13 protein-coding genes and 1 pseudogene are annotated in these 14,015 nt (G+C 69.2%); 5 read left to right on the plus strand and 9 right to left on the minus strand.

The features are described 5' to 3' along the window. Window positions 1-471 precede the first annotated feature (471 nt). Window positions 472-1,113, minus strand: a complete 642-nt coding sequence (locus tag AADR41_RS07755; protein WP_342280616.1) for a DNA-3-methyladenine glycosylase — start codon at window positions 1,111-1,113, stop codon at window positions 472-474. 73 nt (window positions 1,114-1,186) lie between these two features. Here AADR41_RS07755 and AADR41_RS07760 point away from each other — a divergent pair, with 73 nt between their 5' ends. From AADR41_RS07760 to AADR41_RS07770, 3 genes are all read left to right on the plus strand, one after another. Further along, window positions 1,187-1,969, plus strand: a complete 783-nt coding sequence (locus tag AADR41_RS07760; RefSeq protein ID WP_342280617.1) for a sporulation protein — start codon at window positions 1,187-1,189, stop codon at window positions 1,967-1,969. A gap of 52 nt (window positions 1,970-2,021) precedes the next feature. Beyond that, window positions 2,022-2,552, plus strand: coding sequence for a YbhB/YbcL family Raf kinase inhibitor-like protein (locus AADR41_RS07765; protein ID WP_342280618.1), 531 nt, complete (start codon window positions 2,022-2,024; stop codon window positions 2,550-2,552). Between the two features lie 157 nt (window positions 2,553-2,709). After that, window positions 2,710-3,216 carry an HNH endonuclease gene (locus AADR41_RS07770; protein ID WP_342280619.1) on the plus strand — a complete coding sequence of 169 codons (507 nt, stop codon included), beginning with the start codon at window positions 2,710-2,712 and terminating at the stop codon, window positions 3,214-3,216. A 60-nt stretch (window positions 3,217-3,276) separates the two neighbouring features. Here AADR41_RS07770 and AADR41_RS07775 read toward each other — a convergent pair whose 3' ends face one another. The 4 genes from AADR41_RS07775 to AADR41_RS07790 all read right to left on the minus strand — a co-directional run bounded on the left by AADR41_RS07775 (window position 3,277) and on the right by AADR41_RS07790 (window position 6,499). Then, entirely contained in the window at window positions 3,277-4,044 is a 768-nt protein-coding gene (locus tag AADR41_RS07775) for a sulfite exporter TauE/SafE family protein (RefSeq protein WP_342280620.1), read from the minus strand. A 61-nt stretch (window positions 4,045-4,105) separates the two neighbouring features. Continuing rightward, the gene (locus AADR41_RS07780) at window positions 4,106-5,035 is read right to left on the minus strand and encodes an SPFH domain-containing protein (protein WP_124718431.1); all 930 of its coding nucleotides are present in this window, start codon (window positions 5,033-5,035) and stop codon (window positions 4,106-4,108) included. Window positions 5,036-5,181: 146 nt separating this feature from the next. Continuing rightward, the gene (locus AADR41_RS07785) at window positions 5,182-5,610 is read right to left on the minus strand and encodes an NfeD family protein (RefSeq protein ID WP_342280621.1); all 429 of its coding nucleotides are present in this window, start codon (window positions 5,608-5,610) and stop codon (window positions 5,182-5,184) included. A gap of 91 nt (window positions 5,611-5,701) precedes the next feature. After that, window positions 5,702-6,499 (minus strand): ABC transporter ATP-binding protein, encoded by a 798-nt coding sequence (locus tag AADR41_RS07790; protein WP_342280622.1) that lies wholly within the window; start codon window positions 6,497-6,499, stop codon window positions 5,702-5,704. Window positions 6,500-6,641: 142 nt separating this feature from the next. Here AADR41_RS07790 and AADR41_RS07795 point away from each other — a divergent pair, with 142 nt between their 5' ends. Next, window positions 6,642-7,427, plus strand: coding sequence for a hypothetical protein (locus AADR41_RS07795; protein ID WP_266916809.1), 786 nt, complete (start codon window positions 6,642-6,644; stop codon window positions 7,425-7,427). Window positions 7,428-7,527: 100 nt separating this feature from the next. Here AADR41_RS07795 and AADR41_RS07800 read toward each other — a convergent pair. From AADR41_RS07800 to AADR41_RS07810, 3 genes and pseudogenes are all read right to left on the minus strand, one after another. Then, a pseudogene (locus AADR41_RS07800) lies at window positions 7,528-7,763 on the minus strand (chaplin). 158 nt (window positions 7,764-7,921) lie between these two features. Further along, the gene (locus AADR41_RS07805; RefSeq protein WP_342280623.1) at window positions 7,922-8,566 is read right to left on the minus strand and encodes a response regulator transcription factor; all 645 of its coding nucleotides are present in this window, start codon (window positions 8,564-8,566) and stop codon (window positions 7,922-7,924) included. Next, window positions 8,559-9,704 (minus strand): GAF domain-containing sensor histidine kinase, encoded by a 1,146-nt coding sequence (locus AADR41_RS07810; protein ID WP_342280624.1) that lies wholly within the window; start codon window positions 9,702-9,704, stop codon window positions 8,559-8,561. The genes AADR41_RS07805 and AADR41_RS07810 overlap by 8 nt, the downstream gene beginning before the upstream one ends. Before the next feature lie 508 nt (window positions 9,705-10,212). Between AADR41_RS07810 and AADR41_RS07815 the strand changes: the two genes are divergently transcribed. Beyond that, window positions 10,213-10,992, plus strand: coding sequence for a transglycosylase SLT domain-containing protein (locus AADR41_RS07815; RefSeq protein ID WP_342280625.1), 780 nt, complete (start codon window positions 10,213-10,215; stop codon window positions 10,990-10,992). Window positions 10,993-11,087: 95 nt separating this feature from the next. On the opposite strand, the gene AADR41_RS07820 is transcribed toward AADR41_RS07815, so the two are convergent. Next, a complete protein-coding gene (locus AADR41_RS07820; protein ID WP_342280626.1) occupies window positions 11,088-13,661 on the minus strand; it encodes an ABC transporter ATP-binding protein/permease in 2,574 nt (857 codons plus the stop codon). Between the last annotated feature and the right edge of the window lie 354 nt (window positions 13,662-14,015).

The following is a 14,015-nucleotide window of genomic DNA, read 5'->3' on the forward strand; positions in this document are numbered from 1 at the left end:
GAACGGACGCTTCCTTTGTACTCACCCGCAGAACACTCTCTGGGGCTTTCCTCCGGGCTTTTCCCTTCGGTCTTGCGTTTCCGACTCTATCAGACTCTTTCGTGTCCGATTCCCGGTCGAAGCGGGATCCTGCTTTTTCGCTTTCCAGTTCTTCGCTTTCGCGTTTCCCTTTCCGGCGGTTCCAACCTTACCAGACTCTTTTCGTTCCGTTTCCGGTCCGAATTTGAATTCCGGTGACCTTGGAGAGGCCTTGCCTTTCGGCGTGTCCGCTACATTAGTCGATTTCCTTGGCGGCTCATAATCGAGCCGAAAGGGATTGAATTACGGCATGCCGAATTCGCACCCGCCAGGGTGATTCGTAGGTAGTGGTTGGCCGCTCAGGGATGCTTCGGATGTGGTCCGGTGGACCTCATCGACAGCAGCACCCGTCTCAAGCGGCTCGGACTACATTAGGCGTCCCTCAAGGGCGAGTCAAGTTGCGCGTCGACGTGGCACATGGGCCCGGTAGGGGCTCACCGTGGGGTCACCGTCGATCCAGAATCGCCAGGGATGTGCGGCGCCGTCGCCGCCCACTCCGGTCCGGGGGCCGTTGCGTACCTGGTCGCGTGGGGGCGGGGTGCCGTGCAGTACGGACAGCGGGGCGCCGGGACGGGCGATGGCGTCGGTGCCGTTCAGCGCTCGGTCGACATCGAGGGCGGTGGCCAGGCGGGCCGGGCCTTTGGCCAGTTCCTTGTCATTGCGGGCCGAGTTTCGACGTTCGCGGGTGAGTTCGGCACCGACCTGGATGTCGCCGGCGCGGAGCAGGACCCCGCTCGCCCTGCCCTCGGGGCCGCACACCAGGTTGAGGCAGTGCCACATGCCGTAGGTGAAGTAGACGTACGCATGGCCGGGCGGTCCGAACATGACGCTGTTGCGTGCGGTGCGGCCTCTGAAGGCGTGCGAACCGGGATCGATCTCGCCTGCGTATGCCTCCACCTCGGTGAGGCGGAGCTCGATGGGTCCGTCCGGTGTGGCTCGCACCAGGGTCCGGCCCAGGAGGTCGGGTGCCACGTCCAGTACGGGGCGGTCGAAGAAGTCGCGTGTCAGCGGCGTACGGTCCAAGCCCTCGATCATGGCGGTCGAGGGTACCGGGAACCGACTACGGTCGTGGCGCGTATCTAGGGGTCAGGACCAAGGAGGAGTAAACATGGGCTTCAAGCGGCTGCTCGCGAGCATGGGTGCCGGTGGCGCTTCGGTGGAGACCGAGCTCTCCGAGCTCAACGTCGTACCGGGTGGGGTCGTCCAGGGCGAGGTGCGGGTCCAGGGCGGTTCCGTGGATCAGCGGATCGAGGGACTCTCCGTGGGCCTGCAGGCGCGGGTCGAGGTCGAGGGCAACGACACGGAGACCAAGCAGGACATCGAGTTCACCAAGCTGCGCCTCGGTGGCGCGTTCGAGGTGCGGGCCGGTGCCGTGCACGTCGTGCCCTTCGGGCTCGAAATTCCCTGGGAGACGCCGATCACGATGTTCGCCGGTCAGCATCTGCACGGCATGAACATCGGTGTGACCACGGAGCTGGAGATCGCGCGGGCGCTGGACTCGGGCGACCTGGACCCGATCAATGTGCACCCGCTGCCGGCCCAGCAGGCCATCCTCGACGCCTTCGGCCGGCTCGGCTTCGGCTTCCGCAGCGCGGACATGGAGCGCGGTCACATTCGCGGTACGCGTCAGCGGCTGCCCTTCTACCAGGAGATCGAGTTCTTCCCGCCGCAGCAGTACCGCGGGCTGAACCAGGTGGAGCTGACGTTCGTCGCGGACGACCGTGAGATGGACGTCGTCCTGGAGATGGACAAGAAGTCGGGCCTCTTCAGCGAGGGCAGCGACTCCTACCGCTCGTTCAAGGTCGGGCTGCACGACTACCAGGGGACCGACTGGGCGGCGTACCTCAATCAGTGGCTGGCGCAGGTCGGCGGTCAGCGCAACTGGCTCTAGGGTCGGTGGGAGACCTGCTGACAGCAGGAGAGCGATCAGGAGAGGTGCTGACGTGACCGAGCCGAAGAGGGCGCCGCTGCCGCACGACTTCCATCCGGAGGTGCCGTCGTTCACGGTGGCGAGCGAGGATCTCGCCCCCGGTGCCGTGCTGGCGGACGCTCAGGTGTTCGCGGCCGGGAACACCTCGCCGCAGCTGCGGTGGGAGGGTTTCCCGGCCGAGACCAAGAGTTTCGCCGTGACCTGCTTCGACCCCGATGCCCCCACCGGCAGCGGGTTCTGGCACTGGGTGCTCTTCGACATTCCGGCGTCGGTCACGGAGCTCCCGGCCGGTGCGGGCGGCGGGAAGTTCGAGGGACTGCCCGCCGGCGCCGTCCAGGCCCGTAACGACTACGGGTCGAAGGACTTCGGCGGTGCCGCTCCGCCGGCCGGGGAGAACCACCGTTACGTGTTCACGGTGTACGCGGTGGACACCGAGAAGCTGGGTGTCGACAGCGATGCGTCGCCCGCGGTCGTCGGTTTCAACCTGCGGTTCCACACGCTGGGCCGTGCTCAGCTGATCGGCGAGTACACCGGTCCCGCCTAGTACCCGGTGAGCCGAGAGTTCCCCCGCTGTTTGCCCTGCCCTGGTCCTGGAGAGATCAGGGCAGGGCATTTTTTTATTGCGTTGTCCATCACGGCTCGCCCGGCCAGAGTTGATCCGGGCCTGCCAGGGGGCGGCCGGCACACGGGAGGTGGGCGAGATGCGGGACACGCTGGTACTGAACGCGAGCTTCGAGCCGCTGTCGACGGTGACGCTGAACCGTGCGGTGGTGCTGATTCTTCAGGACAAGGCCGTCGTCGAGCAGTCGCATCCCGATCTCCGTATGCGTGGTGCCGCCGTGGACATTCCGGTGCCCCGGGTGATCAGGCTCTGCCGGTACGTACGGGTGCCGTTCCGAAGACATGCCCCCTGGTCGCGGAGGGGTGTGCTGATACGGGACCAGCACCGGTGCGCGTACTGCGGGCGGCGGGCGAGCACCGTCGACCACGTGGTGCCGCGCGCCCAGGGGGGTCAGGACACCTGGCTCAACACGGTGGCGTCCTGTGCCGAGGACAATCACCGCAAGGCGGCCCGGACGCCGGAGCAGGCGGGGATGCCGCTGCTGCGCCAGCCGTTCGTGCCGTCTCCCGCGCAGGCGATGCTGCTGGCGATGGGGTCCGGTGACCGGTCGGCGCTGCCGGAGTGGCTGGAGGGCACCGCAGCGTAGGCGGTGTACGCATTTCGTCGTGGTGAAGCCCGTCTCCGTGGGGAGGCGGGCTTCGCCGTGTCAGCGGAGCAGCAGCTGGACGATGGCGGCCGTGCCGACCGCGACGATGAGGACGCGCAGCACGGTGGGGCTGAGGCGGCGGCCGATCCTGGCACCGATCTGGCCGCCCAGCGCGGAGCCGACCGCGATCAGTACGACGGCTGTCCAGTCGAAGTGCGCGACGAAGAGGAAGAAGAGCGCGGCGATGCTGTTGACGACGGCGGCCAGGACGTTCTTGACGGCGTTGAGGCGCTGCATGGTGTCGTCGAGCAGCATGCCCATCAGGGAGAGGTAGATGATCCCCTGGGCGGCGGTGAAGTAGCCGCCGTAGACGCTGGCGAGCATCAGGCCGACGAACAGCAGCGGTCCGCCGTCGGGACGGGTGGGGGTGCCGGTGTGCTCACGCCGGCGCTGGACCGCTTTGCTGATGCGTGGTTGCAGGATGACCAGGACCAGAGCCAGGGCCACCAGGATCGGCACGATGGTCTCGAAGGCCGTCGAGGGCAGGGCCAGCAGGAGGGTGGCACCGGTGAGGCCGCCCACGAGGGCGCCGACCGCGAGCTTGAGTACGCGGCGGCCCTGTCCCTTGAGCTCCTCGCGGTAGCCGATGGCGCCGCTGACGGAACCGGGTATCAGGCCGAGGGCGTTGGAGACGGTCGCCGTGACCGGGGGAAGGCCGGTGGCGAGCAGTACGGGGAAGGTGATCAGCGTTCCCGAGCCGACGATCGTGTTGATCGTGCCTGCGCTGATGCCCGCGACGAAGACGGCGAGCATCTCCCAGATGTTCATTGCGTACCCCCCGTGCATGATCGGTGCTTGGTGCATTGATCATGCACGGGGCGTGTACGCGTCAGTCGACCGGGGGCTGTTCCCGGCGTTCCTTGCTGGTGTCGAAACCGGGGGCGCCGTTGCCGAGGTTGCCGAAGGCGCCGCTGAGGCCCTTGAGGGCGTCGCCGATCTCGCTGGGCACGATCCAGAGCTTGTTGGCGTCGCCCTCGGCGATCTTCGGGAGCATCTGGAGGTACTGGTACGAGAGGAGCTTCTGGTCCGGGTCGCCGGCGTGGATCGACTCGAAGACCGTACGGATCGCCTGGGCCTCGCCCTCGGCCCGCAGGGCCGATGCCTTGGCCTCACCTTCGGCGCGCAGGATCGCGGACTGCTTCTCGCCCTCCGCGGTGAGGATCGCGGACTGGCGCGTTCCTTCGGCCTGGAGGATCGCGGCGCGCTTGTCACGGTCGGCGCGCATCTGCTTCTCCATCGAGTCCTGGATGGAGGTGGGCGGCTCGATCGCCTTGAGCTCGACGCGGTTGACGCGGATGCCCCACTTGCCGGTGGCCTCGTCGAGGACGCCGCGCAGGGCCGCGTTGATCTCCTCGCGGGAGGTCAGGGTCCGCTCCAGGTCCATGCCACCGATGATGTTGCGGAGGGTGGTGACGGTGAGCTGCTCGATCGCCTGGATGTAGCTGGCGACTTCGTAGGTCGCGGCCCGCGCGTCGGTCACCTGGTAGTAGATGACGGTGTCGATGTTGACGACCAGGTTGTCCTGGGTGATCACCGGCTGGGGCGGGAACGGCACGACCTGTTCACGGAGGTCGATGCGGTTGCGGATGGAGTCGATGAATGGAACGACGATGTTCAGGCCCGCGTTGAGCGTGCGGGTGTAACGGCCGAAGCGTTCCACAATGGCGGCGCTGGCCTGCGGGATGACCTGGATCGTCTTGATCAGGGCGATGAAGACGAGCACCACCAGAATGATCAGAACGATGATGATCGGTTGCATCGTGTTCCTCGTTGCCCTTCGGTTGCCGACGGATCGCGATGATCGAGGTCGAGTTCGCGGGAGGGGCCGGAAGCTGTACCGGCCCCGATCTCATGATGATCGACATCGAGTCTGACAGAACGCGCTCTGCCTTGTGGGTGGTTCGGTCACATGACGACTGCCGTGGCTCCGTCGATGTCGACGACATCGACCTGTTGGCCGGGATCGAAGCTCTGGCCCTCGTCGAGTGCGCGGGCGGACCAGATCTCACCGGCCAGCTTGATCCGGCCGCCGCTGCTGTCGACCCGCTCCAGGACAACTGCCTGACGGCCTTTCAGCGCATCGATGCCGGTGGCGAGTTGGGGCCGGTCGCTGCGGTGTCTGGCGGCGATCGGGCGGACCACCGCGATGAGCGCCACGGAGACCACGACGAACACCAGCACCTGGGCCACGATGCCGCCGCCGAGTGCCGCGACGACAGCCGCTGCGACCGCTCCGACGGCGAACATGCCGAACTCGGGCATCGCAGTCATGACGAGTGGGATGCCCAGTCCCACTGCGCCGATCAGCCACCACACCCACGCGTCGATGTCCACGGGGCCATGGTAGAACCGCGACCGCCCTCGCGGACAGGGCGCAAGCCGGCCGCTGCGCCGAGTTGCGGCCGGGAGCCGGTGCCGGCGGGGGTTACGAGAGCGGCAGTCCGTGGGCCGTGTAGCGGTCGCCGGTGTGCTCGACGACGAGCGGCAGTCCGAAGCACAGGGAGAGGTTGCGGGAGCTGAGTTCGGTCTCCATGGGGCCCGCGGCGAGCACCTTGCCCTGGCGGATCATCAGGACGTGGGTGAACCCGGGGGCGATCTCCTCGACATGATGGGTGACCATGATCATGGAGGGGGCGTACGGGTCGCGGGCCAGCCGGCCGAGGCGCCGGACCAGGTCCTCGCGGCCGCCGAGGTCGAGTCCCGCCGCCGGCTCGTCGAGGAGCAGCAGTTCGGGGTCGGTCATCATGGCGCGGGCGATCAGGGTGCGCTTGCGCTCGCCCTCGGACAGGGTGCCGAACTTGCGGTCGAGGTACTCGGTCATGCCGAGCCGGTCGAGGAAGGCGCGGGCGCGCTCCTCGTCGACGGCCTCGTAGTTCTCGTGCCAGGTGGCGGTCATGCCGTACGCGGCGGTGAGCACCGTCTGCAGCACGGTCTGGCGCCGGGGCAGCTTCTCGGCCATGGCGACGCCCGCGATGCCGATGCGGGGACGGAGCTCGAAGACGTCGGTGCCGACGCCGCCGAGCTGCTCGCCGAGGATCTTGGCGGTACCGGTGCTCGGGAAGAGGTAGCTGGACGCGATGTTGAGGAGGGTGGTCTTGCCGGCGCCGTTGGGGCCGAGGATGACCCAGCGCTCCCCCTCCTTGACCGACCAGGAGACGTCGTCCACCAGAGCGCGTCCGTCGCGGACCACGGATACGTCCACCAGCTCCAGTACATCGCTCATGGCGCGTTGTCTCCCCATGCAGTGTCGAGATCGTCGGTACCTGTGGGCACAGCTCCCAGGGAAATCTACGCCACCGCGCGAGTGCTCCCGGCGCTGGGCCCGAGTGACGACAGCCCCCGGGTCCGTTCCCTAGGGTGTTCCCATGCTTTCGGAACCACGCTCAGGGCTGTTGGCCGCTTGGGGAAACGCGCTTCTGGCGGGACTGGTGTCGCCGGACGAGGCGGCGCTCGCCATTGTCGGGGAGGACGCGGTGCACCGCGTGGAGGGGCTGCCGGGCGAGGCGGGGCCGGTCGGGCTCACGCTGGCGCTCGGCCGGCTGCGGGGTCTGGGGGTGACGGGCTTCCGGGTGGCGCTGCCGGCGCCGGGCCATCCGCTGGGGCTGAGCGGACCGCCGGACTTCAACGCGCGGGCGTTGGAGGCCGAGGAGGCGGTGGTGGCCTTCGGTGCGCCGTACGGACTGGTTCCCGAGGTGCGTGAGGTGGGACCGGCCGGGGATCTGCACATCGAGGTGGTGTGGCGTTGTCTGGCGGTGCGGGAGGCGCCGCCGGCCGATGTGCCGTCGCTGGGCGAGGCGGAGCGGGAGCTCGCCGAGGCGTTGCGGGACGCGACGGCGGTGCTGTCGCGGTTGGACGTGGCCGGTTCGGGGCCGGTGGCGGACGCGGCGGTGGACGCGTACCGGGCGCGGGCGGAGCGGGGGCGCGAGGTGCTGGCTCCGGGTTATCCGCCGCGGGCGGTGCGGGTGCTGGAGCTGGCGCAGCGGGTGGGGCTGCTGATCTCGGTGGCGTACGAGAACGGGCACGGCGGGGCGGTGAGCGCCTCGGAGATCGCGGCCAGGGGCGAGGCGCTGCGGCCGGTGGAGCGGGTGGCCCGGCGGGCGCAGGTCGCCGCGTACAACGCGTATGTGGAGGAGCGCGAGCGGGAGCGGTGAGCGGGAGCCGCCGGACGGGCGGACGGCGGGAGCCGCCGGACGGGCTCGATGCGCCCGTCCGGCGAGGTGTGACCGTGGCGCCGGCCGGCCGCGGGGTCGGTCAGCCGTTCAGGCCGAGGTTGCCGAAGGCCGGGTTGAGCAGGCCGATCACGTCGACCGTGCTGCCGACCACGTCGACGTGCACCGGGACCTGAATCAAGTTGCCGCTGACCACGCCCGGGAGTGGGCCGCGTCGCCGCCGGCGCCCGCGCCGTGTCCGGTGGCGGAGGCGGCGCCCGCGCCGGCGGCGACGATCCCACCGGCGATCACGGTGACGGCAGCGGCCTGCTTCAGGATCCTCCTGGCGTGGCAGCGGCCGACCGCCGCAGCACCCCGGAGAACGCCCCGGGGCCGAACAGGTTGCGCCGTCCGGGTGACACACACCCGGCAGTATGAATCTCAGCCCGGAGGAAGACGGTCCGCGCCCGGACGAAGACGGTCCGCTCCGGCGCAGGTCAGCCCGCCGCCCCGTGTCGCACCGCCCACAGGGCCGCCTGGGTCCGGTCCGAGAGGTCGAGCTTCATCAGGATGTTCGAGACGTGTGTCTTGACGGTCTTCTCGGAGAGGACCAGCGCTCGCGCGATCTCGCGGTTGGAGCGGCCGTCGGCGATCAGTCCGAGCACCTCCCGCTCCCGTTCGGTGAGGGTGCTCCCCCGGCCCGTGCCGCTGCCCGAGTCCTCCTGGGCGAGCAGGGCCCCCGCGACCTCCGGCTGGAGCAGGACGTGGCCCGCGTACACCGAGCGGATCGCACCGGCCAGGGCGTCCGGGTCGACGTCCTTGTACACGTAACCGGAGGCTCCGGCGCGCAGCGCGGGGACCACGGTGCGCTGCTCGGTGAAGCTGGTGACGATGAGGACCTTGGCCGGGCTCTCCAGCTCACGGAGCCTGCGCAGCGCCTCGATGCCGTCGGTGCCGGGCATCTTGATGTCCATCAGGACGACATCGGGGCGGAGCTCCTCGGTCCTGGCCACTCCTTCGGCACCGTCGGCCGCCTCGCCGACCACCTCTATGTCGTCCTGGATCTCCAGGAACGTCCGCAGGCCGCGGCGGACCACCTGGTGGTCGTCGACCAGCAGCACCCTGATGATCTTGTCAGGCACCGGGTACCTCCATCTCGATCGTGGTGCCCCTGCCGGGCGCCGATTCAACGTTGAGCCTTCCGCCGACGCCGTTCGCACGGTCCCGCATGGACACCAGGCCCAGGTGCCTGCCCGCCTGCCGGATCGCCGCGGGTTCGAAGCCGCTGCCGTCGTCGGTGATCCGCAGCAGTGTGCCGCTGCCGTGCCGGGCCAGTGTGACCTCGACGTGCTCCGCCCCGGAGTGGCGCAGTGCGTTGTGCAGGGCCTCCTGGGAGACCCTCAGCAACGCCTCTTCGTGGGCGGCCGGCAGGGCCCGGGTGCCCAGGCTCTCGAAGGTGACCCGGGCGGTGTGGGCCCGGTCCAGGACCTGGATCTGGGTACGGAGGGTGGCGACCAGGCCGTCCTCGTCGAGCGCGGCGGGGCGCAGCTCGACGACGGCGGCGCGCAGCTCGTCCACGGCTTCCGCGGCGAGCGCGGCAACCTGCTGGAGCTCACCCTTGGCGCGGGCCGGGTCGCGGTCCACCAGGGCGGCGGCGGCCTGGGCCGTCAGCCGCAGCGAGAAGAGCTTCTGGCTCACCGCGTCGTGCAGCTCGTGGGCGAGCCGGGACCGCTCCTCGGCGATGGTGAGCTCGCGGCTGCGTTCGTAGAGCCGGGCGTTGGTGAGGGCGATCGCCGCGTGCTGGGCGAGGATGGCCAGCAGTTCCTCGTCCTCGGCGGTGAAGCCGCAGCTGCCCTCGGGCTTGGGGCAGCGCTTGTTGGCGAGGAAGAGCGCGCCGATGACCTCCTCGCCGTCCCTGATGGGCAGGCCGAGGAAGTCGGACATGTCGGGGTGGGCGGCGGGCCAGCCCTCGAAGCGGGGGTCCTTGCGGACATCGGCGAGCCGCTCGGGCTTCGCCTCGTGGAGCATCGAGGCGAGGATGCCGTGCTGTCTGGGCAGCGGGCCGATGGCCTTCCACTGCTCGTCGCTGACACCGTCGACGACGAACTGGGCGAAGCCGCCGTGGTCGTCTGGGACGCCCAGGGCGGCGTACTCGGCGTCCAGCAGCTCGCGGGCCGAGACGACGATCTTCTTCAGGACGTCGCGCACTTCGAGATGCCGGCTCATGGCGAGCAGCGCGGCGCTCACGGCGGCGAGACCCGACGACGGGCGATGGCTCATGGCCTCACCGTACCGGCGGGGTTCGAACGCCGTATCGGCCTGTGGACGGCCGCCGGTTAGGGCGCAGGGACTAGGTCCCTCCGCCAGTTCGCGAGAACCGCCTCCCCTCAGGGACGGCCTTCCTCCAGGACCGGCCTCCTGTACGGGAACGGCCCCGCACACAAGGGATGCGGGGCCGTCAGATACCCCACACACCCCGGAATCTCACACTCCGGATTGCTGGAGCAACGGTTTGTGAGGTTGCCACCCGCCCGGTGTGAGGCCGCGCATAGGACCCACGTCACTTACGAAGTCTGCTAGTGGACACATAAGCGCCACATCAATGGTTATGAGCGCGGGCCGACACGTTCGAGCGGAGCCCCGGTCCACTACCCGGGTTCGTACGTCACACCTTTGCCACCAGATTTTGCGGGCGCTAAGAATTGCTCTCGTCCCCGACGGAGATGCGCGAACGCCTCCCGTCTTCGTCCTCCGTGAGGACTCCCGCTATTCGAAGAGGTGCGTCTGCATGTCCGTGTCCAGCATCCCCGGCCGTCGTCGTCGCCTGAACAAGACCCAGAAGCTCTCCGTCGCGGGAATCTCCGCCATGGCCGTCGCCGCACTCTCGTTCTCGCTCGTCCCCGCCAACGCCGACCCCAAGCCCGAGGCCGAGACCCCCGTGTCCGCCGCCCCCGTGGTCCTCGCGTCGGCCGCCGGTACTCCGCAGGCCAAGGCCGTGCAGGCCAGCATCATCGAGCAGCACTCCACCGCCGAGAAGCTGGTGAAGGCCGCCGACCTCGCCAGGGCCAAGAAGGCCGCCGCCGCGAAGGCCAAGGCCGCCAAGGCCGCCGAGGCCGCCGAGGTCAAGGCCCGGGCCGCCGCGAAGGCCAAGGCCGAGGCCGCCGCCAAGGTGAGGGCGAAGGCCGTCGCCGCCGAGCGCACCGCGCCGCAGGCCGCCAGCCGCTCCGAGGCCCGTACCCCGGTGTACGCGAACAACCTGGACGGCTGGATCAACCAGGCCCTGGACATCATGCGGGCGAACGGCATCCCCGGCTCGTACAACGGTCTGCACCGCAACATCATGCGCGAGTCGACCGGCAACCCGAACGCGGTCAACGGCTGGGACATCAACGCCCAGAACGGCACCCCGTCCTGCGGCCTGCTCCAGGTCATCCAGCCGACGTTCAACGCGTACCACGTCCCGGGCACCTCGTCGAACATCTACGACCCGGTCGCCAACATCACCGCCGCGGCCAACTACGCGGCCGACAAGTACGGCTCGATCGACAACGTCAACAGCGCCTACTGACCGGCACCGCGGATCGCCGGACGGCATCCGCACACGCCGAAGGGCGGCACCCCGCGTGGGGTGCCGCCCTTCGGCGGTCGTGTGCCGGGCCCGCGCTACTTGCGCATGACCTCCGGCTCGTGGCGGCGCAGCAGTCGCGCGACCACGACGCCGCAGATGATGCCGAGCAGCAGCAGCACCGAGATGTTGATCCCCCACTGAGTGGCCGAGTGCTCCCACAGCGGGTCGAGATCGGTCGGGTTCTTCGGATCCCACGGCGCCATGAGGTGCGAGAGGTCGAGCGTCGTGCCCGCGCCCGCGATGGCCCAGCGGGACGGCATCAGCCAGGCGAACTGCTCCAGGCCCGGCGAGCCGAACACCTGGAAGAGGATGCCGGTGAAGACGACCTGGACGATCGCGAACATGACCAGCAGCGGCATGGTCTTCTCGGCGGTCTTCACCAGCGAGGAGATCACCAGGCCGAACATCATCGAGGTGAAGCCGAGCACGATGATCGTCAGGCAGAGCTCGACGGCCGGCGGCATGATCAGGCCCTCGGCCGGCAGCTCGCGGGTGGCGAAGCCGATGCCGCAGATGATGACGCCCTGGAAGGCGGTGATCACGCCGAGGACGATCACCTTCGACATCAGATAGGCGGAGCGGGAGAGGCCGGTGGCCCGTTCCCGTTCGTAGATGACGCGTTCCTTGATCAGTTCTCGTACGGAGTTGGCCGCGCCGGAGAAGCACATGCCGACCGCGAGGATCAGCATGATCGTTCCGGCCGCTCCGTTGAACCGGGACGGCGGCTTCGGCGGGGCCAGGCCGAAGTCGGCCGGGATGACCACGCTGACGACGCCGAGCACCGCGGGCAGGATCACCATCAGACCCATGAAGCCCTTGTCGGACGCGATCACCGAGACGTAGCGGCGCATCAGGGTCCACAGCTGGGCCGACCAGCTCTGCGGCTTCGGCGGGCGCATCTGCTGCGGGGGCGGCATGTGTACGGACTGTGCGGCGACGGCGTCGATGTCCGCGGCGTACATCTGGTAGTGCTGCGATCCGCGCCAGCGGCCCGACCAGTCGTAGTCGCGGTAGTTCTCGAACGCGGAGAAGACGTCGGCCCAGGTGGTGTAGCCGAAGAAGTTGAGCGCTTCCTCCGGCGGGCCGAAGTAGGCGACGGACCCGCCCGGCGCCATGACCAGCAGCTTGTCGCAGATCGCCAGCTCGGCGACGGAGTGCGTGACGACCAGGACGGTGCGGCCGTCGTCCGCCAGACCGCGCAGCAACTGCATGACGTCGCGGTCCATGCCCGGGTCGAGGCCGGAGGTCGGCTCGTCCAGGAATATCAGCGACGGCTTGGTGAGCAGCTCAAGGGCGACGGAGACGCGCTTGCGCTGACCGCCGGAGAGCGAGGTGACCTTCTTGTCCTTGTGGATGTCGAGCTTGAGCTCGGCGAGGACTTCGAGGATCCGGGCCTGGCGCTCGGCCTCGGTGGTGTCCGCGGGGAAGCGGAGCTTGGCCGCGTACTTGAGCGCCTTGGTGACGGTGAGTTCCTTGTGCAGGATGTCGTCCTGCGGGACCAGACCGATGCGCTGGCGCAGTTCGGCGAACTGCTTGTACAGGTTCCGGTTGTCGTAGAGCACGTCGCCCTGGTTGGCGGGCCGGTAGCCGGTGAGCGCCTTGAGCAGGGTGGACTTGCCGGAGCCGGACGGGCCGATGACCGCGACGAGCGACTTCTCCGGGACGCCGAAGGAGACGTCCTTGAGGATCTGCTTCCCGCCGTCGACCGTCACCGTGAGGTGGCGGGCGGAGAAGGAGACCTCACCGGTGTCGACGAACTCTTCGAGCCGGTCGCCGACCAGGCGGAAGGTCGAGTGGCCGACACCGACGATGTCGTTCGGCCCGATCAGCGCGGAGCCCGACTTCTGCAGCGGCTGACCGTTGACGTACGTGCCGTTGTGGGATCCGAGGTCACGGATCTCGAAGCGGCCGTCGGGGGTCGCGTGGAATTCGGCGTGGTGGCGGGAGACCTGGAGGTCGGAGACGACCAGTTCGTTCTCCAGCGCACGACCGATGCGCATGACGCGACCGAGGTCCAGCTGGTGGAACGTGGTCGGGCTGCGGTCTCCGTACACCGGCGGAGCCCCCGCGGCTCCGCCCGTGCCGGGCGGGTTCGCCACGCCCTGCTGCTGCGGGACCTGCGGTTGCACGGGCTGCTGCGGCGGCACTCCCTGGGGTGCCTGCTGCGGCCAGCCCTGCTGCGGCTGCTGCGGCTGGTGCGGGGCGGGGGCCTGCCGGCCGGGCCAGCCGGCGCCGCCCTGCTGGGGCTGCTGGACCGGTGCCTGCTGGGCACCCGCGCCCTGTCCGCTGTACGCGTCGGCACCCGCCGCGGCGGTGAGGCTCAGCCGCGGGCCGTCAGTGGCATTGCCCAGGTGCACGACCGAGCCGGGGCCGATCTCCAGTTGCTGGATCCGGTTGCCCTGCGCATAGGTTCCGTTGGTGCTGCCGTGGTCCTCGATGAACCAATTCCGGCCTCCCCAGCTGATCGTGGCGTGCCGCCACGACACTCTGGCGTCGTCGATCGTCAGGTCGCCCTGCGGATCGCGACCCAGGGTGTACGACCTGGACGGATCGAGCGTCCAGGTCCTGCCATTCAATTCCAGTACGAGTTCCGGCACTCCGCGCCCCACTAGTTGTCCCCCGAGTTACCCCCATCGCAGGGAGTCTAGGGATGCTGAACATCGTGGGGAACTATTCCAGGAGCGGTCCCCGATACGAAAGTCGAGCAGCCCGAAGACCCTGCCTGGACCTGCATCGTTACGGTGCCGACACGAACCGCGGAAGCGGCGCGCGGCCAAAGGGAACAGGGCACGGCAAGCGACCCGAGTGCGCATGAATCACCGGTTTCCGGAACATCCCGGTCACCCCGCGCCCGTGGTCCCGCAGCCCTGCCGGACACCGGCCGGATCCGGGCGCGCGCGGTCCGTCACCACGCGCGGGCGCCGGGCGGGTGTGGGTGTCCGACGCGCTGTCCGGTCCTCGGG

It is taken from the genome of Streptomyces sp. CLV115, from assembly GCF_038448545.1.
Taxonomy (GTDB): domain Bacteria; phylum Actinomycetota; class Actinomycetes; order Streptomycetales; family Streptomycetaceae; genus Streptomyces; species Streptomyces sanglieri.